This is a genomic window from Ruegeria sp. CG8, from assembly GCF_056537165.1.
Map to the genome: position 1 here is coordinate 642369 of NZ_JBQFRA010000002.1, position 21289 is coordinate 663657.

The window sequence follows — 21289 nt, forward strand, 5'->3', positions numbered from 1 at the left end:
CGGCCTCCTCAGTCATTATCGGACAAACCAGCACCGGCACCCAAACGGCGAGACTCCTCGGTTGCGGGGGCATAGGTGCGTTGAGCCAGAGTGTTCAAAAAAGCCAGAGCCGCAGGCGCCGGCAGGGCGCGCGTCTGCGTGGCGCGCAGTTTTTCAGGTGTACCGCCGATCCTTACGATGACCTTTGTGGCGCTTTCCGGCCAAAGATCCGGAGCGTCCACGACCTCCCCATCCGTCGTGGCGCTGAGTTCATCACAGACGACGGTCACATTGGTCTGCCATCGGCGTGCAGCGTTGCCCGCGAACGGCAAGAGCAACAGTGGAACCGCCACGTCATGCAGAACGATCGGCCCGCGGCCCAGATGTTCCGAACAATCTGACAGCAGCATCCCCGCCCCCAACGGGCACATCTGCCCATGCGCCCGCCAAGGCGCCCCGAGGTCCCGCGGCGTGTGCGCATCAAACCGAAGCGCAAAGTCCTGACGCAGGACCGCTGACAAGGCGGCTGCACCGTCAAAACCTTGCAGACACAGCCAGCGGGTCGCCTTGGCGGCGTCCTCGGCCGGCCCCCAGTGATGACCCGCCCCACGTGCCGCGCGTTTTGCCAGTCCTTCGACCTCGTTCAGCGACAGGTTCATTCCGGCACCTCCGGATAAACCCAGAAATCGGCATTTTCGGGCGAAAGATCCTCGGGGTACGGCGCGCCTGAATACATGCAGATACGGACCCAACGGTCCGAGCGGGGATCGAAATGCGTCGCGCCGAAAAAGGACAGTTTGGCGCGGAGCATGTCGATCGGCAGAACTGATGCACCAATCGTGTTGTCTCGGATCTCGCTGTAGGGGGCCTTGCGGCTGATCTGCGCCCGGCGGATCGTGTGGCGATGTTCGGGATGGCGCAGAAGAAATTCCGCGGTGGTCGCGGCTGTGTCCCAATCGGCCATTGCCGAATATGCCGCTGCCGCATCCCGCGCCGGGGCAAGCGGTTGTTCGTACTCGGCTACCGGCTCATCAAAGCGCTCACCCAGTCTGGGTTCCAGCTTTTCTTCCGATACATACCAGACCCTTGCGCAGGCTTCGCGGGCGCCCCAGTCCAGATCCAGCGCCCAACCGAAACCGTCGCGGATCGCTTGCCGCACATCGGCCAGCGGCATGGCGCCGTCAATCTCGTACATATGCGGGCTTGAATCCGCCATGCATCCTGACAAACCGTCCACCAAGTCTGAATAGGGTTCGAGGATCAGGGAAAGAAGCAACTCCTGCCCCTCCTCGCTCAGCACAGTTTCCGACCACTCCACCAGACGGTTCCACGGTCTTCGGCCCGTAAGATCGTCATGGCGGAGAAAGTCCGCGATCACCCCGAGGTCCGCTTTCAGAGCAGACAGTTTCCGCTCTTGTATCGGATGTTCCGAATGCCATTGGCCAATCGACACTTGGCTGCGATCAAACACCGACCGGAATACACTGATTTCTTCTTGGGTCGCGGTTTCCATGGATCGAACCCGGGCGATTGCCTCTTCGCGCGCCATGATCCAGTTGTTCAGCAGGACCGGATGATTGATCAGGAAGGGCGCCATGCCCAGTCCCGTGGAATTCCCGATGCCAAGGCGGCGCGCGATATCAGGGACCATCCTGACGGCCTTGCTTCCCCCATTGGCGCGCGCCATGTGTTCGACCAGGTCCCGCACGAAGGCGCGGGTAAGGAATACCGACAGCATCTCGGCCTGAAACGGCCCCTCGGTTTCCGGACGGTTTGCAATGTTTTCCCGGTCCGCGGCCCCGAATTTTCCCGATCCGTACACGGCCGTGGTTCGCATCAGGTAGCCAACCTTTTGGATCTGCTCCAGATCCGGCTGTCGACCATCGGCCAGGGCTTCGACTACATGCGTCCACAATCGGACCGAACGATTGGCCCGGGATAGCGACAGTTCGGTTTCGCTGATCCGGCCGGCCTCCTGCAGCGGAACATTGCAGGAAAGCCGGTCAAGGTCGGCTTCGGAAGGGATTCCGTCAAATAGGGTGAAGGTCGCGTCCCAAGCATCCGCGATCACCCGGTCCGACCGTTTTTCTGGTGGAAGATCATGGGCGAAGGCCACCAGAGAATACGCGCGTTCGGGTCCCTGTGCGACATAGACGGCCCGTCCGACACCTGCCTCGTCAATCTCGAACACCGGCGTGGAAAACCGCCAGTTGTCGCGTGCCAGGCGGCGGGTCAGAACGCGCATGAAGCTGAGCCTGCACTGGTGCAAAGACCCGAGCCTGCTGAGCCGCATAACGGTTGCCGGATCCCGGCGCGCGATATGCGGCCCCGGTCCGGTCAATTCTGGACCGGTCCGAAGTTATCCGCAAAGAAGCGGTACCAGTTCTGCCCCATGATCCCGGCGACTTCGGTCGAGGTCATCCCAACCGCGAGAAGGCCGGCCTCGATCTTGTTAAAGTCACGATTGTCCCGGAACCATTTTGGCATCGGCGGAAAACCCGGGTTCGCAGACGATCCTTCGCCGTAATCGATTTCCTTGGTCCAGCGACCCACACGCATCCACTCGACAACGCTGTCGGGTTGGTCCTGGCACAGGTCGGTTCCGATCCCGAGATGTTGTGTTCCGTATTTTTCGGCCGTTCGGGCAATCATGGTGCAAAAGCTTTCCAGCGTACAGTCGGACTTGTCCTTCAGGTGATGAGGGTAGACCGAAAACCCGAGCATCCCACCTCTTTCCGTCACGGCGCGGATGACGGGGTCACGCTTGTTGCGCAGGGCGGGCGCCCAGTCATGCGGATTGGCGTGGGTGATGGCGATCGGACGCGCGGAAAGGTCGGCTGCCTCAATCGTGGAGCGGTCGGCCGAATGGCTCATGTCGATGACCAATCCCACGCGGTTCATCTCCTTGATCACCTGCCGCCCCATCCGGGTGATACCGGTGTCTTCAGCCTCGTAGCAGCCGGTCGCTAGCAGGGATTGGTTGTTGTAGGTCAACTGCATGAACCGGGCACCGAGATCGTACAGTATTTCAATCAGCCCAATGTCATCTTCCATGGGTGATGGGTTCTGGAAACCAAAGAAAACGGCCGTACGCCCAGTGTCACGCGCGGAGTCGATGTCGCTGGCCGATCGTCCCTTCATGATCAGGTCCGGGAACAACTCGAACCATCGGTTCCATTTCTCGAGGTTCTGAACCGTTTCACGAAAATTCTCGTGGTAGGCGACGGTGACGTGGATGGCATCCACGCCCCCTTCCCGCAATTGCCGGAAGATCTTTTCCGACCAGTTGGCGTATTGCAGGCCGTCAATCCGCATCAGATCGGGGTCCCGGCGCTGATATAGGCGGTTTTGACAGTGGTGTAGAACTCGGCGGCCGCTTTGCCTTGTTCGCGCGGTCCATACGAGCTGTCGCCCCGGCCACCGAAAGGAACGTGATAATCAGTACCTGCGGTGGGCAAATTGACGGTCACGACACCGGTTCTTGCATGACGCCGGAAATGCGTCGCGCGCGCAAGATTCTGGGTTACGATGCCCGATGTCAGGCCGAAATTCGTGTCATTCACGATCGCCAAAGCCTCATCATAGCTGTCGACCTTGAGCACGCTGGTCAGCGGGGCAAACATCTCTTCCCTATTGATCCGCATAGTGTTGTTCGTGTTCACGAACACGCCGGGCGACATGTAATACCCGTCATGCTGCAGCTCCAGCCGTTGCCCGCCGCACGCCAGCTCGGCGCCTTCGGATTGGCCAAGTTCGACATAGGCCAGGTTCTCTTGCAGTTGCTGTTCGCTGACAACGGGGCCCATCTGCGTGCCTTCCTCCAGGGCATGCCCAACCTTCAGTGCCTTGGCGCCGGCGACAAGCTTCTCGACAAAGGCGTCGTGGATCGCGGCGTGGACCACCAACCGCGAAGAGGCGGTGCATTTCTGCCCGGTGCCGCCAAAAGCTCCGCCCAACGCAAGTGACACCGCCAGATCCAGATCCGCGTCATCCATCACGGCCAACGCGTTTTTTGAGCCCATCTCCATCTGCACCTTGGTCAGGTTCTGGATGGCTGCTGCGGCAATGCCTTTGCCGACGGGCACCGACCCGGTGAACGAAATCGCATCCACCTGAGGGCTTTCAACCAGTCTTTGTCCGATTGCGCCGCCTGACCCCATGACCAAACTGAAAAGACCATTGGGAATGTCCTGACGCTCGATGATCTCGGTCAACGCCACGGCTGAGGCGGGGGTCAGGTTGGCCGGCTTCCACACAACAGCGTTCCCATAACACAAGGCCGGTGCGATCTTCCACGCGGCCGTAGCTGTCGGGAAATTCCAAGGAGAGATTACCGCGACAACCCCGACCGGTTCGCGGCGCACGTCGATTTCGACGCCCTCACGTACGCTGTCCGCGTTTTCACCAATCTGGCGCAGGCATTCCGCCGCGTAGTACGTAAAGAACTGCCCCGCGCGGTAAACCTCGCCCTTGCCCTCGGCAAACGGCTTCCCCTCTTCTCGCGACAACAACCGCCCCAACTCTTCGGCGCGGGACATCAACTCGGTCCCGATACTCATCAGAACCGCCTGCTTGCGTTCCAACCCATAAGCCGCCCATTCCAACTGCGCGATACGTGCCCGGTCGAGGGTCGCGGACAGCTGATCGGCGCTTGCCTGGGCGAACAGGCCAATCACATCCGTCAGATCAGAGGGGTTGCGGTTCTCGATCGCGGTGTCGCCGGCCATCCACTCGCCGGCAATCAGGTTCAATTGTGTCACAGGGGGCCTCGGGTCCGGTACGTTTCACGAACAGAATAGACCTCTGCCCGGACATCAGGCAAACTCAAACAAATTTAATGAACTTCAGGAAAACTGAAATTTGTCTTTGAAACTGGAAATGCTCCGCTGCTTTTGCACAGTCGCCCAATCCGGAAATCTTGCCGAAGCCGCAAGCCGTCTGGGTCGCACTCAGTCTGCGGTCTCGATGACCCTGAAACAGTTTGAAGAACATCTCGGCAAACGCTTGTTCCTGGGTGAGCGAAAGAACCAGCTGTCGCCTCTGGGGGCGGAAGTCTTTGCCCTCGCCCAAAATCAGGTGCGCCAATTTGACGACACGGTCCAAAGCATTGAAGCCCTGGCCAAAGCGTCCCAAGGGCTGATCCGGATCGTTTCCGTCCCTTCGGTGGCAGCACTGCTGTTTCCATCGCTGCTTGACCACCTCTCCAGCACCTTTCCCGGCCTGAAAATCGAGCTGAGGGACACCGACACCCGACAGGTTTTGGACAGCCTCACCGAGGGGCGGGCGGATGTGGGGATTGCCTCGGGCCATCACCCGTTGAACGGAATACGGGCCGGGCCGCTGTTTAAGGACAGGTTCGGGCTTGTGGCCGCCGCTGATCACGCCCTGATCACTGCGCACGAGCCACCAACGCTGAACCAGGTCGCGGCCAAGGGATTCGTGCACAACTCGCTGTGCCAACTCATTGAAAATCCGGGTTTCGAAGACGTAATCGCAGGATCTGCGATCACGGTGCACAACACTCACTCGTTGATCGCCATGGTCGCAACCGGGCGGTGGGTGACCATACTGCCCGAAACGGTCGCACGGTTTCTGCCGGAAAACACTGCCTTCCGTCCGATTGAGGATTTGTCGGACGTCCGTGATGTCTATCTGTACACCCGCGAGCGAACACAGTTCCCAGAAGTGGCAGAAGAATGTCGCAGCCATATCCTGAATTGGCCTCGCAATTGAAACCCTAGAGAACAACCCTGCCAAGCGCACCCAACCGGGGGCAATGTAGCAGGCCTGCGGAATAAGTTTCCTAAGGACGGTGGATAGAAAACAACATACCGCAGGCGGAAAGCCGTTCAGACAAAGACAAGCTTTTTTGCGTTTTCGGAGAAGATGGTGCCCCCACACGGACTCGAACCGCGGACCTACTGATTACAAATCAGTTGCTCTACCAGCTGAGCTATAGGGGCAAGCATTACGCTTTCACATACCTTTGCAGGCAAAGGCAAGAACGGGCAACCACTCCCACCTTTTCAACCCTCTGTGATTACATGCCTATCGAAACACATGTAATTTCATTGAGCCGATGGCGCTGTGATTAGGTGAAAGCCTCAATAAAGGCAAGCGGGTTTGCGACGGAATTGTGCAACAACATGCGGAAAATCGGCGCCACATAAAATCGCCTCGATTATCTGCAACACAGACGCCACAGATGGTTACGCGGCAACGACGGTTGCGAAGCAATTCGACCCAGTCGTTTCTGGCGCTGTCCTGTTGACCACAATCAAGTTTCGACATTCTCAGGCAATCTTCATCATTGCGAAAGAGTGGCAGGTTTGACTGTCGATCGTTCAACCTGTAACCCCAAAACGTATTCAATCGAAGGGCAAGGACAGCGGTCGACATGCATGTGGCCATTCACTCCGGTGTGGTTTTTTCAGACGGGGGGCTCCTGCTCAAATCGCTTCAGGCGAATGCCAGTGTATTGCAAGAAAACGGCATTGTGCTGTTTGGTCCGCGTCGGTTCCGGAAGGCATTCAAGACGCCGCTGAATGCGCTGGACGAAGGCAAGCTGACCCCAGATGCCTTCGAGCGTTTGAGAGCCCAAATTCCTGATGATCCGGAAACCGGCCGAGTGGTCATGAGCACTGTGGACTTCATCGGCGAACTGAACAGCGCCATTAAGGACGGCCAATTCTATCCCCATGCAGGTCGTCGGCTGGCCTTGCTGGATCAGGCTTTCGAAGGACACGAGGTCGAATTGTTTATCGGGCTGCAAAATCCGGGCAGCTTCATACCCAAGGTATTGATGGCATTGCCGGACGAAACCCGCGAGAGCATTCTGGCGTCAACTGACCTGAGTTGCCTGAGTTGGCTGACCCTTATCGAGGATATTCACGATCTTGCCCCCGCCGTTTCCATTACGGTCTGGGCCAATGAGGAGTGCCCGCTGATCTGGGGGGACATCATCCGCAGCCTGTGCGGTCTGAGCGCCGACATACCGCTGACCGAGGAGTTCTCGCTGCTATCCTCGCTGGTTGACGCAGACGGCAAGCGGGAGATTGTAGAGATCCAACAGCAAGTCGGGCACGCGGACCCGGCCCTCCTGCAAGACCGTCTCGCCGCCGTCTTTTCGCAGCACGCCTTGCCGGACAGAATCGAGGAGGAACTGGACTTCCCCGGGTGGAGCGCCCAAATCCACGCGGCGTTTTCCGAGCTTTACACACAGGATCTGGAACGGCTCAAGAAAATGCCGGGCGTGCGGTTTCTGGGTCGCTGACCGAAGCCTCAGAAGGCCCGAGGCTTACATGCCCAGGGCTTCCTTGTACATTTCCAACACCGCTTCTTCTTCGGCGATATCGTCTTTGTCACGCTTGCGCAGCGCGATAACCTTGCGCATCACTTTGGTGTCGTAGCCACGTGCCTTGGCTTCAGCCATCACTTCCTTCTGCTGGTCAGCGATGTCTTTCTTTTCGGCCTCCAGACGTTCGAACCGTTCGATGAACTGGCGCAGCTCGCCTGCTGTCACGCGGTAGTTCGCAGCGACCTGGTCTTCGGTCATGTCTTCCATATGCGTCTCTCCCAAGTGGAATTCTCTTTAGCCGGGGTCACGGGCAACATGTCGGATACCGTGCCGGCGGGTCAGCCGCAAGCGAACAATGGGGCTGCTTGCCTTGTACCGCCGGCAACGATCCGCTAAGCGCATCGGCAGCGAAACAGAACGATGCGGGGCGCAATGTTCGAGGTGTTCATCTGGGGAGGCGCCAGCCTGTCACTGGCCGGGCTGGCAGGATTGGTCTGGTGCATTCTGCGCGTGATGAAGGCTCGCCGATCAGGTTTGACTGACGACGAATTGCGGGCTGCCGTTCAGCGGGTGCTGCCTTGGAACATGGGCGCGCTGTTCCTGTCCGTCATAGGACTGATGCTGGTTATCCTTGGCATATCGTTCGGCTGACCGCCGGTGTCAGATCGGCATATTGTCGAACTGAGCTTCAACCGCATCTTCGATCAACGCAGCGTCCAGCCGTCGGAAGCGCGATGGTACACTCATGCCTTGAGCGCGCATGCGTTCAATTACTTTCGTGACGCTGGGCTGCAGTGCCAGCCGGGTCTCGAGATTTGCCCCGTGCAGTTTCCGCTCCAGCCGCTCGGCTTCGAAATAAAGCTCGTTCGTGGTCATGGCCATCCTCCCAAATGCTGCCATCCTGCCTGATATAGGTAACAGGATTGAGACCAACACAGGACCCGCCCAAACCCAGCAAAAAATCGCCCGCGCACTATCCGGCGGCCGGCGCTGAGCCGCGAGTCGATCGAATATTAACCTGATTTCGACCAAACTGCCTTGACAGACATCAATCCGCAAAAGCCGCCGTGGAAGAAACCGCATTGCGCAAGTACGGTCACGCCGTGGAACTGGACAGGGCTGACTGTGCGACCTAAGAAATCGGCATGGAGATTCGACAGATCACGCCCCGCTATTTCGTCTCGCCGCAGATCACGGTCGAGGATGTACCCGCCATCGTTGCCGCCGGCTTCGTCAAGGTCATCTGCAACCGGCCGAATGTCGAAGTGCCTGCCGCCATGCAATCCGAGGTAATCGGCCAGGCCGTGCGGGATGCGGGTCTCGAGTTTGAGGTGCTTGAACTGACGCACCAAACCATGACGCCCGAGAACGTGGCACGGCAGCGCGACCTTGCCGAGTCTTGCGAAGGCCCGGTTCTTGCCTACTGTGCCTCGGGCACCCGCTGTTCCGTCGTTTGGGCCCTTGGGCAGTGCGACACAATGAGCCCCGATAAAATACTCGAAGCCACGGCAAAGGCGGGCTACGCGCTGGACGGTTTACGGCCGGCATTGGTGCAGATGCGGGCTGCGAACACCTGATTTCATACGTCAGTCGTCGGGTCGTTCCGCAGGAGCAGGTAGACCCGCCAATTCGGATATTTCGGACGCGAGGCGGTCGGTGCTTGCTTGCGCGAAGTCTTCATCCACTGCGGATTGCGCATGCGATCGGTCTTGGGCAACGGCGTCCTGACGCGACGAATCAAAATCTGCTGTTTCAGCCGGCGCGTCCCATCGCTTGTGCTCGACAAAGCTCTGCGCTTCGGGTCGTGTCGGGGCGGGCGGTTGCAGAAACTCGTTGATCCGCACTGCCCGTTGACCGCCACATTGGCCCAGACGTCCCGTAGTGGCCTGGGTCCGATCAATCGCGGCAATGTCGATCCGATCAAGTCGCGCTCCCGCAAGTGGCAGCAGATCCCCGATGCCCAGCTCCGACAGCGTTGTCAGCGGGAGATGCATCCGACAAATCACCGCGTTGAGTTCGGCCCGAACCACGCCTGCGGCTTGCGACAGCGTCTTCAGCGGTTCCAAATCTGCGTGCCCGTCCTGCCCCTCGGCCACCGAAATTTCCGGCAGCAGGATGAGGACCGTTCCCTGCCGTACACCGCCCTCGAGTTCAACCTTGAATTCGAACGCATCATACCCGTCCTCGACCAGTGCCAAAGAAAGCGTCCGCCGATCGACCGCCCGTGAAGCGAACTCATATCCGTTCAGGCGGGCTGCATCGCTTTGATCATCGACCAGTTTCCGGGCCCGTTCCAGCATGTCCTCGACCAACGGGACCACCATTGCCGCATCGGTGTCGGTGAGGGCGCGAGGCTGGGGCAGGTCCGGGAATACTTCGCCCATTGTCTGCTTCTGGATGACCGCCGAGACCAAACCGACGTCCAAGACAACACTGGCTACCCTGCCCTCTTTGGTCGCGAACAGCAGAAACAACTGACCATCTTCCAGCCCGCTCGTGACGACTTCCTGGCATCTTCTGGCCTGTTTCGCGCCAATGACGGATGCTGATAGCTTGAAACGTTCGACCGCGGCGCGGGCAATCGCAAGGCGCAATGCCCGCAGCAGCGCCCGGGATTTGCTACCCGCCCCCTCTTGTCCTGCCGACAATTTGCGCGCCAAGGCCGCGCTGACAGTCTTTGACATCGCAACGGTCCGCCAGTTTCGATTCTGCTCGCTACTGGTCTAGCCCATTGTTCGTTACGAATACCTTTACTTGCCCGCTACTGAGCGGCCTGCCGGTGAGGCAATGGCAGGCTCACGCGGAACGCTGCGCCGCCCTGCCCGGGCAGATAGGTGATTTCTCCCCCAAGCCGGTGCATGATCTCACGGCAAATAGCCAGTCCAAGACCTGCACCGCCCGCCTTGTCAAATCCGACCCGCGCGAATTTCTCAAAGACCATCGACTGGGCGTCCGGCGGGATACCGCTGCCGTTGTCGACAAAGTCGATCACCGCCTGGCCGCCGACATCATGGGCTGAAATCGTCAGGACCGGCTCGGGCGCGTCACAGTACTTCTGTGCGTTCGAAATCAGATTGATGAAGACCTGCCCCAGGCGATCCAGATCGGAATGCAACGCGATGCGCTCGGCAGACAGATTGCGGAGAATGGTCAAAGGGCTGTCTGCCCCGGCCATAGTCGTTGACACGGCCCGATCCAGAACCGTCCGCAAGCTGGCATCACCCATATTCAAGCTGACCTGACCGTTTTCCAGAACGCTCAGGTCCAACAGGTCATCCAGCAGCCGCGTCAGGCGCAGCGCTTCGTCATGGATGATTGTCGCATAACGCCGAGAATCCTCAGCGCTCAGCCCGTCAGTGTCCCGCATGATCTCCGAAAAGGCACGAATGGACGTCATCGGAGTGCGCAACTCGTGGCTGACCTGCCCCAGGAAGGCATCTTTCTGACGCGATATCTGGGTCAGTTTTTCGTTGGCCTCGCGCAGTTTGCGGGCCGTACGGCTCAGTTCGGCCGACTTCGCCTCAAGCTGGCTGGAGTATTCCAGCAATTGCGCGGATTCGTCGGCCACCGCCAACAGATCCTCGACCGAAACGGACGAACCTCCGACGATCTGCCCGATCATGGCATGAGCCGTGGCCGCGCCGACCGAGCCGCTCAATTCGCGTTCCAGCCGTTCCAGAAAACCTGGCGTAGGTTCTGGCCAGCGCCCGCGCACGCCCTGCTTTTCCGCCTCGGCCTGAAAGAAATCCTGAGCGGGACCGGCCCCGAGGATCCGTTGGGTCATGATCATCAGGTCTTCGCTCTGGGCAACGGATCCCGTCCACCCCCCGGGCGCGACAGAATGATCAAATACATTGACGAACTGCGCCCCCTGCAACCGTTCAAGCGGGCTGGGAAAGCTCAGAAGTGACGCGAGGCAAAAGGCCAATGTGTTCAGTGACAGCGACCACAGCACCGTGTGGGTCATCGGGTCCAAACCGTCAAGGCCGAACAACGCCTGAGGACGCAGCCACCCCAGTCCGAAAGGACCGTTTTCGATGACCGAGGCGGACATGACACTGCCGCCCATTCCAGGCAGCAACAGCGTGTAGATCCAAAGGAAGAACCCCACGCTCAGCCCAACAAGGGCACCTGTCCGTGTCGCCCCGCGCCAGAACAGGCCGCCAACCAGCGCCGGCAGGATCTGCGACACGCCTGCAAATGCCACCAGGCCGATCGAGGCCAGCGCGGCGCCGCCACCGGACATACGATAGTAGAAGAACCCCAAGGCCATGATGGCGGCAATCGAAACCCGGCGCGCCATCAGCACCACGTTTCGCACATCGCCTGACATGGAACTGGCGTTCTCGCGCGTATTCAGCCAGATCGGCATCACGACGTGGTTCGAGACCATGGTCGACAGGGCCATCGCCGTCACGATGACCATCGAAGTGGCCGACGAAAAACCGCCGATGAAGGACAGCATCGCCAGCCAGTCATTTCCCTGTGACAGAGGAACCGTCAGCACGAAAAGGTCCGGATTTGACCCGGCCGGCAGCAGATCCAGCCCGACGACCGCAATGGGAACCACGAAAAGGCTCATCAAAAGAAGGTAGAGCGGGAAAGCCCAGGCCGCCGTTCTCAGGTGGCTCTCGTCGTCATTCTCGACGACCATGACCTGAAACATTCGCGGCAAGCAGACAAAAGCAGCCGCCGACAGGAAGGTAATGGCCATCCAACGTCCGGTATCGACGTTCCAACGCCCGATTTCCGACGCGTCGATTCGCTCCATCATGGGCGTGACGCCTCCGGCCACCCCCCAGACGACAAAGATGCCCACCGCCAACAGAGCGAACAGTTTGACGACGGATTCCAACGCGATGGCGGTCACTACGCCATGGTGCCGTTCATTGGCATCCAGGTTCCGGGTGCCGAACAGAATGGCAAACACGGCCAGACCAGCGGCCACCCAGAATACGCTGGCGCCCTCGCGATAAAGGCCCGAAGGATCGGCCTCGGCGAAAATCGAGAAAGACAGCGTAATCGATTGAAGTTGCAGTGCGATATAGGGTGTGCCCCCCAGCACGGCGAGGATGGTCACACAGATGGCCAAGGTGTTCGACTTGCCATAACGCGATGAGATCAAGTCGGCGACCGATGTTACCCTCTGGCTGCGACCCACCCGCACCAGCTTGCGCAGCCCCCACCACCAGCTGATCATCACCAAGGTCGGCCCGAGGTAGATCGTCACGAATTCCAGACCGGACCGGGCCGCATTGCCAACTGCGCCATAGAAGGTCCAGGCGGTGCAGTAGATCGACAAAGACAGCGTGTAGATCAACGGTGACCGCAGCCATTTGCCTCGCCCCGCGGCGGCCATTCGATCGGCTGCAAACGCAACGCCGAACAAAAGCACGACGTAGCCCAGGCAAACAAGGATCAGGACGTTCAGCGTGGCCATTGCTCACTCTCTGCCGTGGACCCTTCCGAGGACGACATCCGCCGGGCGGCAAAGCCGAACAGAAGGCTAAACACGATCAGGGCGGCCCAGCATGTAAAGATATAAAGAATGGCCGACGACAACGGGACGCCAGAGTTTTCCGGACCCGGATCCGGCCAAAGCAGCGGGATGCAGATCAGGCCCGCGCCAACAAAGGGCAGCATTCGGGCCGCATCGGCCAGCCTGCGGCGGCGGTAACTCTGCCGTTCCAAAAACACCGACGGACGCGGGCCTGTCGGGCGGGCTGGCTCGTTTTCCGGTGTGGTCATGACTGTGACGCCTGCGCGTGCAAATCACGCACAGCCGTCAGCACTTCGGTATTCGAGAACGGTTTCGTCATAAACCGGCTGACGCCTGCTTTTTCAGCCATCTCGCGGTCCCGCGACTGACCGCGAGCGGTCAGCATCAAAACAGGCAAGGCGCGCATCTCCTCGTGCTCGCGCAATTCGCGCAGAACATCCATACCGCTTTTGCCTGGCAGCATCACATCCAGAATGACCAGATCAGGCTGCGCAGACAGTATCGTTTGAACCGCGTTTTCACCTTCGGCATGGGTTTCGACCTGCCAACCTTCGCGGGTCAGCAGAAACCTGATTGCCTCCGTGATGTTCGGTTCATCCTCGATCAACAGAACCTTGCGGCTCATATGTTCACTTCCTCCCCAAGACCGGTCGCACCTCCAGCCACCTGCCAAGTGCAGATTAATCGCTGTGTCAGGAAACTGTCAAAAACCTTCACTCAAAATCGACGGCTCCCGCCGCGAGTCGCACGGCTTTCGGGGACAGATCCTGCAGCTCGTGCCGACCTGTAGCGGCAAGTCGGTGGCCACGCCGGGCTCTTCGACCGGCAGCACCAGCATCGCCGATCTGTACACAGGTTCCTGACCGAAGGCGCTGACGGGTTGAGGCCAGGCGATTGCAAAGCAGTCGAAATCCGCCGGCGTCCGGCCCAACAGGGTCACGCGTTTTCGGATCGGCACAAGGGGCCGGTTCAGCGCACTGAAGACCGGCCACAAAGGACAGGCTTCGCCGTGGCGCGGCATTGCGAAACCGGGGACCGGCTTGAACAGCAAAATGCTTCCTGATGAATCGCATATGACCAACCCGGCCGGACGCGGCATGACATCCTCGGGCAGAAACGCAAGCCGTCGCAGGACTGTCGGCAGGTCAACCGAAAACCGCGCGGCAAGACGCAGAGGATCAACACCTTCGACCTCCAGTGCCTCCGAAATCGCTTCCAGCGGCATGGCCCGGGCATCCGCCGCATAGGCGTCGAGCACCTGACGCGCGACAGATCTTGAGGCGAAAGAGGCCATCTCGGCCTGCGCGAGGGCTACCGGGTCCTGTCCTGTCTCAAGTTCCGGCAAATGAAACCCGCGCTTCTCCAGAAATGCCTCGACCTCCTCCATCGGCAACCCGCGCCGTTCGCCGGTGTCCTCGCTTTCGTCCAAAAAGGCGACCAGAGCTTTTGAGCTTTCAGCCAGACGTTCGGCATCCTGGTGCAAGTTTCGGTGGAATCTGTCGCGCCACTCGGCCTCGATCTCGCCTGGTTCGGCCAGGATGGCGGCTGTCGACCGAATCGCTGCTGCGGCGGACAGGACTTCGTGCATGGATGCCGCAAGGTGCGGGTCATGGGTCAGCCGGTCTGACAGGGTTTCCACGGTACGTTCCAGCGAAACCACCCGACGATGCATCTGTGCCAGTACAGCGGCCCAGCCGGGAAACCGGCCGGCGAATTCATCCAGCGCCTCAACTTCGGCCTTTTGGCCGACCGCATCCGCCGCCGCCTCACGAAGAGCCGCGATCAGCGTCGCCTCGACCCCCTGTGTCAAAACCGAAGGCTCAACGGACAAAGCCGAAGCGATATCGACCAGCAGTTTGCCCCCGATGCGCCGCCGATTGTGCTCGATCAAGTTCAGATATGACGCCGAAATGCCGACCTGACGCGCCAGCTGGGCCTGACGCAAGCCCGAGATTTGCCGCCTTTCGCGGATACGGCTGCCCGTCAATGAATCACGCATGATGCCCCCGCCGAAACGTGTTCGAGTTGCCCTCGAAACAACCCCGTATTTTCTGAATACTTCATGTATTTATATGATTTACGCCGCCCTTTTCAAAGCAGTTTTACAACATTGACAATGTCGTGGCTTTCACCGGGCTCTGATCGCTTTCGGACGCCAAAGCAATCCTGTGCTGCAATGCCCTCTTCAATTCCGGCCGAATTGGCGGCACGATAGGCAAATGAGTGATCCGGCCTTCGAATACGCACCTATCGGGCTTGTCGAGCTTGAAAACCGCATCATCCGGCGGTGCAATTTGCAGTTTGCCCGGACATTCGGAGGCAACGAATCCGACTACCGCAACCTGCCTTTGCTGCACCTGTACCCATCCGTTGCCGATTGGGAGAGAATTGGCGCACGAAGTCTTCAGGTCATGCGGGACACCGGCTACTATACGGACGAGCGGGTCATGCGCCGCCGCAACGGCGACTTGTTCTGGTGTCGCGCCCGCGGCCGGTCGCTCACACCCGATGACCCATTCCGCCATGGAATATGGAGCTTCTCCGACATTTCCGAGGAACGCCCACTGGTCGAATTGACCAAACGCGAACGTGAAGTCGCGATCCTGTCCTGTCGCGGCCTGTCGGCCAAGGAAATAGGCGTCGAACTGGGGCTCAGCTACCGGACCATCGAAGCCTACCGCGCCCGGCTGCTCGAGAAATTCGGCGCGCGCAAGCTGCCGGAACTGGTCGCCAAACTGTCCGGCACGCCGCTCTGACCGTCTTAGACCCTGCCGATAACGCAGAAACCGGGGCAGGACGGCCCCAGTCGGCGCTTTTCATGGCCGCGCGGTTGCCTTATAACGCAGCGTAATTGACCAGAGCCCGCGCAGACAGACGGGCCAAAGGGGAACCTTCGAGGACACTCATGACAGACAACAGACACGAAGCGGATGTGACGTTCATCAAGGCACTGGCCGAACTCTTGCGCGAAAACGACCTGACTGAGTTGCAGGTGAAACGGGAATATGGCGAAGAAGACAGCCTGAACGTCCGGGTCAGCCGAGTAAGCCCGACCGCCGCGCCTGTGCAAGTTGCCGTCCCGGCACCCGCTGCCGCGCCGGCACCTGTCGCAGCCCCCGCTGCTGCCCCCGCCGAAGCACCCGCCGCCGTCGAGGACCCGGCGAGCCACCCTGGCGCGGTGACCTCGCCCATGGTTGGTACCGTCTATATGCAGCCAGAACCCGGCGCGTCCCCGTTTATTGCCGTCGGCGCATCTGTTTCCGAAGGCGATACGCTGCTGATCGTCGAAGCGATGAAGACCATGAACCACATTCACGCCCCCAAATCCGGGACCGTCAAGCGGATCCTGGTCGGGGATGGCGACGCTGTCGAATTCGGCACTCCTCTGGTCATCATCGAGTAAGGCGGGCCCATGTTCGACAAGATCCTGATTGCCAACCGAGGCGAGATCGCCCTGCGTGTGATCCGCGCCGCGCGCGAGATGGGGATTGCGACGGTTGCCGTGCACTCGACCGCTGACAGTGACGCCATGCACGTGCGCATGGCTGACGAGTCCGTGTGTATCGGACCGGCACCCGGCCCCCAGAGCTATCTCTCGATGCCCGCGATCATCTCGGCCTGTGAAATCACCGGCGCCCAGGCGATCCACCCTGGCTATGGCTTTCTGTCCGAAAATGCCGAGTTCGTTCAGATCGTCGAAGACCACGGCATCACGTTCATCGGCCCCACCGCCGAACACATCCGCATCATGGGCGACAAGATCACCGCCAAAGACACCATGAAAGAGCTGGGCGTTCCCTGCGTACCAGGCTCGGACGGCGGCGTTCCGGATCTTGAGTCGGCCAAGCGCATCGGTGAAGAGATCGGCTACCCGGTTATCATCAAGGCCACCGCCGGTGGCGGTGGACGCGGCATGAAAGTCGCGCAGACCGCCGCCGAAATGGAAAGCGCCTTCATGACCGCGCGGGCCGAGGGCAAAGCCGCGTTCGGCAATGACGAAGTCTATATCGAGAAATACCTGACCACGCCCCGCCACATCGAGATTCAGGTCTTCGGCGACGGCAAGGGCAATGCGGTCCATCTGGGCGAGCGCGACTGTTCGCTGCAGCGCCGTCATCAGAAAGTATTCGAAGAGGCCCCGGGCCCCTGCATCACTCCTGAGGAGCGCGCCCAAATCGGCAAGGTCTGCGCGGATGCGGTCGCCAAGATCAACTATATTGGCGCGGGTACGATCGAGTTCCTGTATGAAAATGGCGAGTTCTATTTCATTGAGATGAACACCCGCCTGCAGGTCGAACATCCTGTAACCGAAGGCATTTTCGGCGTCGACCTTGTTCGCGAGCAGATCCTTGTTGCGGCCGGAGAACCGATGTCGTTCGGCCAGGATGATCTGGAGATCAACGGCCACGCGATCGAAGTTCGGATCAATGCCGAAAAGCTGCCGAATTTCGCGCCCTGCCCGGGCAAGATCACGGCGTATCACGCACCGGGCGGCCTGGGTGTCCGGATGGATTCGGCGCTGTACAACGGGTATTCGATCCCACCCTACTACGACTCGTTGATCGGCAAGCTGATCGTGCACGGGCGCGACCGCCCCGAAGCGCTGGCGCGGTTGAATCGGGCCTTGGGTGAATTGATCGTGGACGGTGTGGACACGACGGTTCCCCTGTTTCATGCACTTCTGCAGGAACCCGACATCCACAGCGGCGATTACAACATCCACTGGCTGGAGCACTGGCTTGCGGAGAACATGGCCTAGTATCGACCAAGCCGCGAGAGCACGCGCTCTCGGGCTTGTCGCCGCGGTGTGAGCCATGGGCCTGACGCCTGATCTGCTGTTGCACGGCTATTCCATCGGAATCTTCCCGATGGCCGAACACAGGAACGACCCGGATCTTTTCTGGGTCGATCCAAAGCTGCGGGGTGTATTCCCGTTGGACGGGTTTCACATCTCCCGCAGCCTTGCGCGACGCATCCGGAACTGCGGGTTCTCCGTGACCATAAACCGGGATTTTGCAGCCGTCGTGGACGGATGCGCGGACCGGGCGGACACCTGGATCAATGACGAACTGCGCAGACTCTATGCCCAACTGCACCACTCGGGCCGCGCCCATTCACTTGAGGTTTGGGAGGGCGAGGAGCTTGTCGGTGGCGTCTATGGAGTTGCCTTGGGTGCGGCATTTTTCGGGGAAAGCATGTTTTCGCGCCGTACCGATGCGTCAAAAATTGCGCTCGCCTATCTGGTCGACCGATTGCGCCAGACAGGTTTTCAACTGTTCGACACACAATTTCTGACGGCACATTTGGCTTCGTTGGGGGCGATCGAAATCCCCAGACAGCAATACCGCCAACTTCTGGATCAGGCCACTGCTGCCAGCGCAGATTTCACCGCCGAGGTGTGTCAGACCCCTCAGGGGGTGATACAACGGATTACCCAGACATCGTAGCGCGAGTGATCCAGGGCGTTGAGCGCCGGGGACGTGGCGATCATCCAGCCGTCGAACAGCTGGTCGGCCTTTCCCTTTTCCCAAATCGTAAGATAGGCAAACGCGTCACCGGTCGGGTTTTCAGACGGATACCGGCAATCACCCAAGGCGACATCCAAGCCGAAAACTTCGACCGTATCACCGGTCGGCACCTGCACGTCCACCGTCTGACCGCTGACCTTGTCCAGCCCGCGCAGCATGGCCCCCGGTCCCGAGGAAACCTTCTGCTGCGCGCCGGCCGTCGTCGCGGCCAACAGCAGCGCCATCAGGGCGGCACGCATCATTCGCTGCCATCCCCGGCCACAAACTTGACCAGCAACGAGATCAGGCTGACGGCTCCTTGCGTGTCTTCAATCTGATCGCCCGGCTCAAAATAGAACGGAGAACCGCCGGGCATGACCTCGACGAAGTTACCCCCCAGAAGGCCTTCGGACGAGATCACGATCGCGCTGTCATCCGGAATCTGGATGTTTTCGGCAACCGAAATCGTCGTATCGGCACGGTAGGTTTCAGGGTTCAACTCGACATCGGTCACGGTGCCGATCTTTACACCCGCGAGGCGCACATCCGTGCCCACCGCCACACCCTCAAGCGACCGAAAGGACGCCTCAAGGTGATAGCCCCCGTTTTCGCGCGACCAGCCCGTGGACTGGCTGGCATACACGCCAAACGCCAATGCACTGGCCAGCACGACACCGCCGACAAGAACTTCGGTCATGTTGTGGGTCGACATGTGGATCTCGCTTATTCCGGGCTCCAGGCTTCGTAGTCCTTGCGCTCGATCGGATCGGGACGGCGCAGGGACCCCGCCGGCACATAGGCCATCGCGGTGCCCGTCAGATTTTCCTGATGCGGCTTTTCCCACGCCTTGTGTGGCAATGGCTTGTCGGTCGGAGGCTCATCCCAGGTGCGGTGCAACCAGCCGTGCCATTCCGGGTCGATCCGGCTCGCCTCGGCCTCTCCATTGAAAATCACCCACCGTTTGCTGTCATCGGCGTTGCGATAAAACACGTTGCCCTGATCGTCCTCGCCCACCTTGATACCTTTGCGCGCAGTGTAGAGCTGCGTGTTCAGAGTGGCCCCGTTCCACCAGGTCACGGCCCGCAAAAGAGTGTTCAGGATTCCCATCGGCTGCCTCCGGCATTTCTGTCCATGCAGATATGGACCAAAGCCGAGCAGAGGTCCAGAGCCACAAAGAGCGCACCCATTACTTGGGCAAGAATGCGGTGACCTCGATTTCGATTCGGTATTTTGGATCAATCAACCCGCATTCGATCATCGTCGCAACAGGCGGGTTGGCACCGAACGTCTCAGCCAGGACCGGCCAGCACGCTTCAAATTCGCGGCGATCGGGCAGCATGTAAGTCACGCGCACCACGTCGGCAAAAGAGGCGCCCGCCTCTGCCAAAGCGTTGCCTATGATCGTCAGCGCCGAGCGGCATTGGTCGACGACGCCTTCGCCCTGCCCGACCGTTCCGGCAACATGGACCCAGCCACCCGCAACAACGGCTCGGCAGTAGCCGACCTTGGCTTCGAACTCACCGCCCGAGGAAATACGTTGGATCGTCATGGCACCCTCATATGAAAACGGCGCGGACTATGCCGCGCCGTATCTGCATTAAATTTCAAACAGTTCAGCCGGCAGATGCCGATTCCGGCGCAGCATCCGCATAGATGATCAGCGGCTGCGCCTCCGACGTCACGGCCTCTTCGTTCACGACCACCTTGGTCACGTTCTTCATGCCCGGCAGTTCGAACATCGTGTCCAAAAGAATGTCTTCCAAGATGGAACGCAGGCCGCGGGCACCGGTCTTGCGTTCGATCGCCTTTTTGGCAATCGCGACAAGCGCGTCGTCGGTAAAGTCCAGTTCGACGTTCTCCAACTCGAACAAACGCTGGTATTGCTTGACCAGCGCGTTCTTGGGCTTGGTCAGGATGGTGACAAGCGCGTCCTCATCCAGGTCCTCAAGCGTTGCCAGCACCGGCAGACGTCCAACGAATTCCGGGATCAACCCAAATTTCAGCAGATCCTCGGGCTCGAGATCCTGAAAGATTTCGCCCACACCGCGTTCGTCATTGTCGCGCACATCGGCGCCAAATCCCATAGCCGAGCCCTTGCCGCGCTGCGCGATGATCTTGTCCAGACCTGCAAAAGCGCCGCCGCAGATGAACAGGATGTTGGTGGTGTCCACCTGCAGGAATTCCTGCTGTGGGTGCTTGCGCCCGCCCTGCGGCGGAACGCTGGCCACGGTGCCTTCCATCAGCTTCAGCAGGGCCTGCTGCACACCCTCGCCCGACACGTCGCGGGTGATCGAGGGGTTTTCAGACTTACGAGTGATCTTGTCGACCTCGTCGATATAGACGATGCCGCGCTGCGCGCGCTCGACATTGTATTCGCTGGCCTGCAGAAGCTTGAGGATGATGTTCTCGACATCCTCGCCCACGTAACCGGCCTCGGTCAGCGTGGTCGCGTCAGCCATCGTGAACGGCACGTCCAGAATCCGCGCCAGCGTCTGCGCCAGCAAGGTCTTGCCGCACCCGGTGGGACCAATCAACAGAATGTTCGACTTGGCCAACTCGATGTCACCACCGGCCTTCTGCGCGTGGTTCAGGCGTTTGTAGTGGTTGTGCACGGCAACCGACAGGACACGCTTGGCCCGAGCCTGGCCGATGACATAGTCGTCCAGCACCTCGCAGATATCTTTGGGGGTGGGCACACCGTCGGAGGACTTCAGCCCGCTGGCTTTGGTTTCCTCGCGGATGATGTCCATGCACAGTTCGACGCATTCATCACAGATGAACACGGTCGGTCCAGCAATAAGCTTGCGCACCTCATGCTGGCTTTTTCCACAGAAGCTGCAGTAGAGCGTGTTCTTGCTGTCGCCGCCTGAATTCGTCGCCATGTTCTACCTTTCGGGCTCCATCCCTGCGGCCCGGATCCGGACCGCGCTTGCCGCCTGTCCGTGCAGCTTAGGCCAGCACCGGGGCAGCTACAATGTCAAAATCGCACCCCGCACCCGTGGGTGC

General features: G+C 59.9%; 24 protein-coding genes, 1 tRNA gene and 1 pseudogene. 9 read left to right on the top strand and 17 right to left on the bottom strand.

The genetic code is table 11. The features are described 5' to 3' along the window. Positions 1-8 precede the first annotated feature (8 nt). Genes ACR0EF_RS09185 through ACR0EF_RS09200 form a run of 4 tightly spaced genes read right to left on the bottom strand, consistent with a single transcriptional unit; the run spans position 9 to position 4706 of the window. A complete protein-coding gene (locus ACR0EF_RS09185; RefSeq protein ID WP_170372111.1) occupies positions 9-638 on the bottom strand; it encodes a DUF3726 domain-containing protein in 630 nt (209 codons plus the stop codon). Continuing rightward, positions 635-2272, bottom strand: a complete 1638-nt coding sequence (locus ACR0EF_RS09190; protein WP_170370997.1) for a hypothetical protein — start codon at positions 2270-2272, stop codon at positions 635-637. Before ACR0EF_RS09190 ends, ACR0EF_RS09185 begins: the two co-directional genes overlap by 4 nt. Positions 2273-2316: 44 nt before the next feature. Beyond that, positions 2317-3294: a membrane dipeptidase gene (locus ACR0EF_RS09195; protein ID WP_170372109.1), complete on the bottom strand. Its 978-nt coding sequence runs from the start codon at positions 3292-3294 to the stop codon at positions 2317-2319. Further along, a complete protein-coding gene (locus tag ACR0EF_RS09200) occupies positions 3294-4706 on the bottom strand; it encodes an aldehyde dehydrogenase family protein (RefSeq protein ID WP_170372502.1) in 1413 nt (470 codons plus the stop codon). The genes ACR0EF_RS09195 and ACR0EF_RS09200 overlap by 1 nt, the downstream gene beginning before the upstream one ends. A gap of 151 nt (positions 4707-4857) precedes the next feature. Here ACR0EF_RS09200 and ACR0EF_RS09205 point away from each other — a divergent pair. Both ACR0EF_RS09205 and ACR0EF_RS09210 read left to right on the top strand, forming a co-directional pair. Further along, a pseudogene (locus ACR0EF_RS09205) lies at positions 4858-4959 on the top strand (LysR family transcriptional regulator); the annotation flags it as partial. Between the two features lie 96 nt (positions 4960-5055). Beyond that, positions 5056-5712 carry a LysR substrate-binding domain-containing protein gene (locus ACR0EF_RS09210; RefSeq protein ID WP_480771323.1) on the top strand — a complete coding sequence of 219 codons (657 nt, stop codon included), beginning with the start codon at positions 5056-5058 and terminating at the stop codon, positions 5710-5712. A gap of 154 nt (positions 5713-5866) precedes the next feature. Here ACR0EF_RS09210 and ACR0EF_RS09215 read toward each other — a convergent pair. Further along, positions 5867-5942: transfer RNA gene (locus ACR0EF_RS09215), tRNA-Thr, on the bottom strand. 434 nt (positions 5943-6376) lie between these two features. On the opposite strand from ACR0EF_RS09215, the gene ACR0EF_RS09220 reads away from it, so the two are divergent. Further along, entirely contained in the window at positions 6377-7252 is an 876-nt protein-coding gene (locus ACR0EF_RS09220; RefSeq protein WP_170370836.1) for a hypothetical protein, read from the top strand. Positions 7253-7276: 24 nt separating this feature from the next. Here ACR0EF_RS09220 and ACR0EF_RS09225 read toward each other — a convergent pair whose 3' ends face one another. Further along, positions 7277-7543, bottom strand: a complete 267-nt coding sequence (locus ACR0EF_RS09225; RefSeq protein WP_170370837.1) for a DUF2312 domain-containing protein — start codon at positions 7541-7543, stop codon at positions 7277-7279. Positions 7544-7708: 165 nt separating this feature from the next. Here ACR0EF_RS09225 and ACR0EF_RS09230 point away from each other — a divergent pair, with 165 nt between their 5' ends. After that, a complete protein-coding gene (locus ACR0EF_RS09230; RefSeq protein ID WP_093962670.1) occupies positions 7709-7927 on the top strand; it encodes a hypothetical protein in 219 nt (72 codons plus the stop codon). A gap of 9 nt (positions 7928-7936) precedes the next feature. Here the strand turns inward: ACR0EF_RS09230 and ACR0EF_RS09235 are convergent, their stop codons facing one another. After that, complete coding sequence (locus ACR0EF_RS09235) at positions 7937-8152, bottom strand: hypothetical protein (protein WP_170337604.1); 216 nt, start codon at positions 8150-8152, stop codon at positions 7937-7939. A 269-nt stretch (positions 8153-8421) separates the two neighbouring features. Here ACR0EF_RS09235 and ACR0EF_RS09240 point away from each other — a divergent pair, with 269 nt between their 5' ends. After that, a complete protein-coding gene (locus tag ACR0EF_RS09240; RefSeq protein ID WP_170372107.1) occupies positions 8422-8853 on the top strand; it encodes a protein tyrosine phosphatase family protein in 432 nt (143 codons plus the stop codon). 9 nt (positions 8854-8862) lie between these two features. On the opposite strand, the gene ACR0EF_RS09245 is transcribed toward ACR0EF_RS09240, so the two are convergent. The 5 genes from ACR0EF_RS09245 to ACR0EF_RS09265 form a co-directional block, all read right to left on the bottom strand. Further along, positions 8863-9960 (bottom strand): FliM/FliN family flagellar motor C-terminal domain-containing protein, encoded by a 1098-nt coding sequence (locus ACR0EF_RS09245; protein WP_170372105.1) that lies wholly within the window; start codon positions 9958-9960, stop codon positions 8863-8865. Between the two features lie 77 nt (positions 9961-10037). Next, positions 10038-12716 (bottom strand): sensor histidine kinase, encoded by a 2679-nt coding sequence (locus ACR0EF_RS09250; RefSeq protein WP_170363008.1) that lies wholly within the window; start codon positions 12714-12716, stop codon positions 10038-10040. Further along, positions 12704-13024: a hypothetical protein gene (locus tag ACR0EF_RS09255; protein ID WP_170363007.1), complete on the bottom strand. Its 321-nt coding sequence runs from the start codon at positions 13022-13024 to the stop codon at positions 12704-12706. Before ACR0EF_RS09255 ends, ACR0EF_RS09250 begins: the two co-directional genes overlap by 13 nt. Further along, a complete protein-coding gene (locus tag ACR0EF_RS09260; protein ID WP_093962675.1) occupies positions 13021-13401 on the bottom strand; it encodes a response regulator transcription factor in 381 nt (126 codons plus the stop codon). The genes ACR0EF_RS09255 and ACR0EF_RS09260 overlap by 4 nt, the downstream gene beginning before the upstream one ends. A 78-nt stretch (positions 13402-13479) precedes the next feature. Continuing rightward, complete coding sequence (locus tag ACR0EF_RS09265) at positions 13480-14775, bottom strand: helix-turn-helix domain-containing protein (protein WP_170372103.1); 1296 nt, start codon at positions 14773-14775, stop codon at positions 13480-13482. 220 nt (positions 14776-14995) lie between these two features. Between ACR0EF_RS09265 and ACR0EF_RS09270 the strand changes: the two genes are divergently transcribed. The 4 genes from ACR0EF_RS09270 (at position 14996) to aat (ending at position 18223) form a co-directional block, all read left to right on the top strand. Further along, complete coding sequence (locus tag ACR0EF_RS09270; protein WP_093962677.1) at positions 14996-15532, top strand: LuxR C-terminal-related transcriptional regulator; 537 nt, start codon at positions 14996-14998, stop codon at positions 15530-15532. Positions 15533-15681: 149 nt separating this feature from the next. Further along, on the top strand, positions 15682-16179 hold the full coding sequence (accB, locus tag ACR0EF_RS09275) for an acetyl-CoA carboxylase biotin carboxyl carrier protein (protein WP_170337596.1): 498 nt from the start codon (positions 15682-15684) through the stop codon (positions 16177-16179). Positions 16180-16188: 9 nt separating this feature from the next. After that, positions 16189-17535 carry an acetyl-CoA carboxylase biotin carboxylase subunit gene (accC, locus tag ACR0EF_RS09280; protein ID WP_170338045.1) on the top strand — a complete coding sequence of 449 codons (1347 nt, stop codon included), beginning with the start codon at positions 16189-16191 and terminating at the stop codon, positions 17533-17535. A 55-nt stretch (positions 17536-17590) separates the two neighbouring features. Beyond that, positions 17591-18223, top strand: coding sequence for a leucyl/phenylalanyl-tRNA--protein transferase (aat, locus tag ACR0EF_RS09285; protein WP_170358310.1), 633 nt, complete (start codon positions 17591-17593; stop codon positions 18221-18223). On the opposite strand, the gene ACR0EF_RS09290 is transcribed toward aat, so the two are convergent. The 5 genes from ACR0EF_RS09290 to clpX form a co-directional block, all read right to left on the bottom strand. Then, entirely contained in the window at positions 18187-18546 is a 360-nt protein-coding gene (locus ACR0EF_RS09290; protein WP_170358308.1) for a DUF2155 domain-containing protein, read from the bottom strand. The two genes, aat and ACR0EF_RS09290, sit on opposite strands and share 37 nt — an antisense overlap. Further along, positions 18543-18995 carry an outer membrane lipid asymmetry maintenance protein MlaD gene (gene mlaD, locus ACR0EF_RS09295; RefSeq protein WP_093962682.1) on the bottom strand — a complete coding sequence of 151 codons (453 nt, stop codon included), beginning with the start codon at positions 18993-18995 and terminating at the stop codon, positions 18543-18545. Before mlaD ends, ACR0EF_RS09290 begins: the two co-directional genes overlap by 4 nt. A gap of 11 nt (positions 18996-19006) precedes the next feature. Further along, positions 19007-19390, bottom strand: coding sequence for an NADH:ubiquinone oxidoreductase subunit NDUFA12 (locus tag ACR0EF_RS09300; protein ID WP_170372101.1), 384 nt, complete (start codon positions 19388-19390; stop codon positions 19007-19009). Between the two features lie 79 nt (positions 19391-19469). After that, the gene (locus ACR0EF_RS09305; RefSeq protein WP_170338037.1) at positions 19470-19832 is read right to left on the bottom strand and encodes a RidA family protein; all 363 of its coding nucleotides are present in this window, start codon (positions 19830-19832) and stop codon (positions 19470-19472) included. Positions 19833-19896: 64 nt separating this feature from the next. Further along, positions 19897-21165, bottom strand: a complete 1269-nt coding sequence (gene clpX / locus ACR0EF_RS09310; RefSeq protein ID WP_170370841.1) for an ATP-dependent Clp protease ATP-binding subunit ClpX — start codon at positions 21163-21165, stop codon at positions 19897-19899. Between the last annotated feature and the right edge of the window lie 124 nt (positions 21166-21289).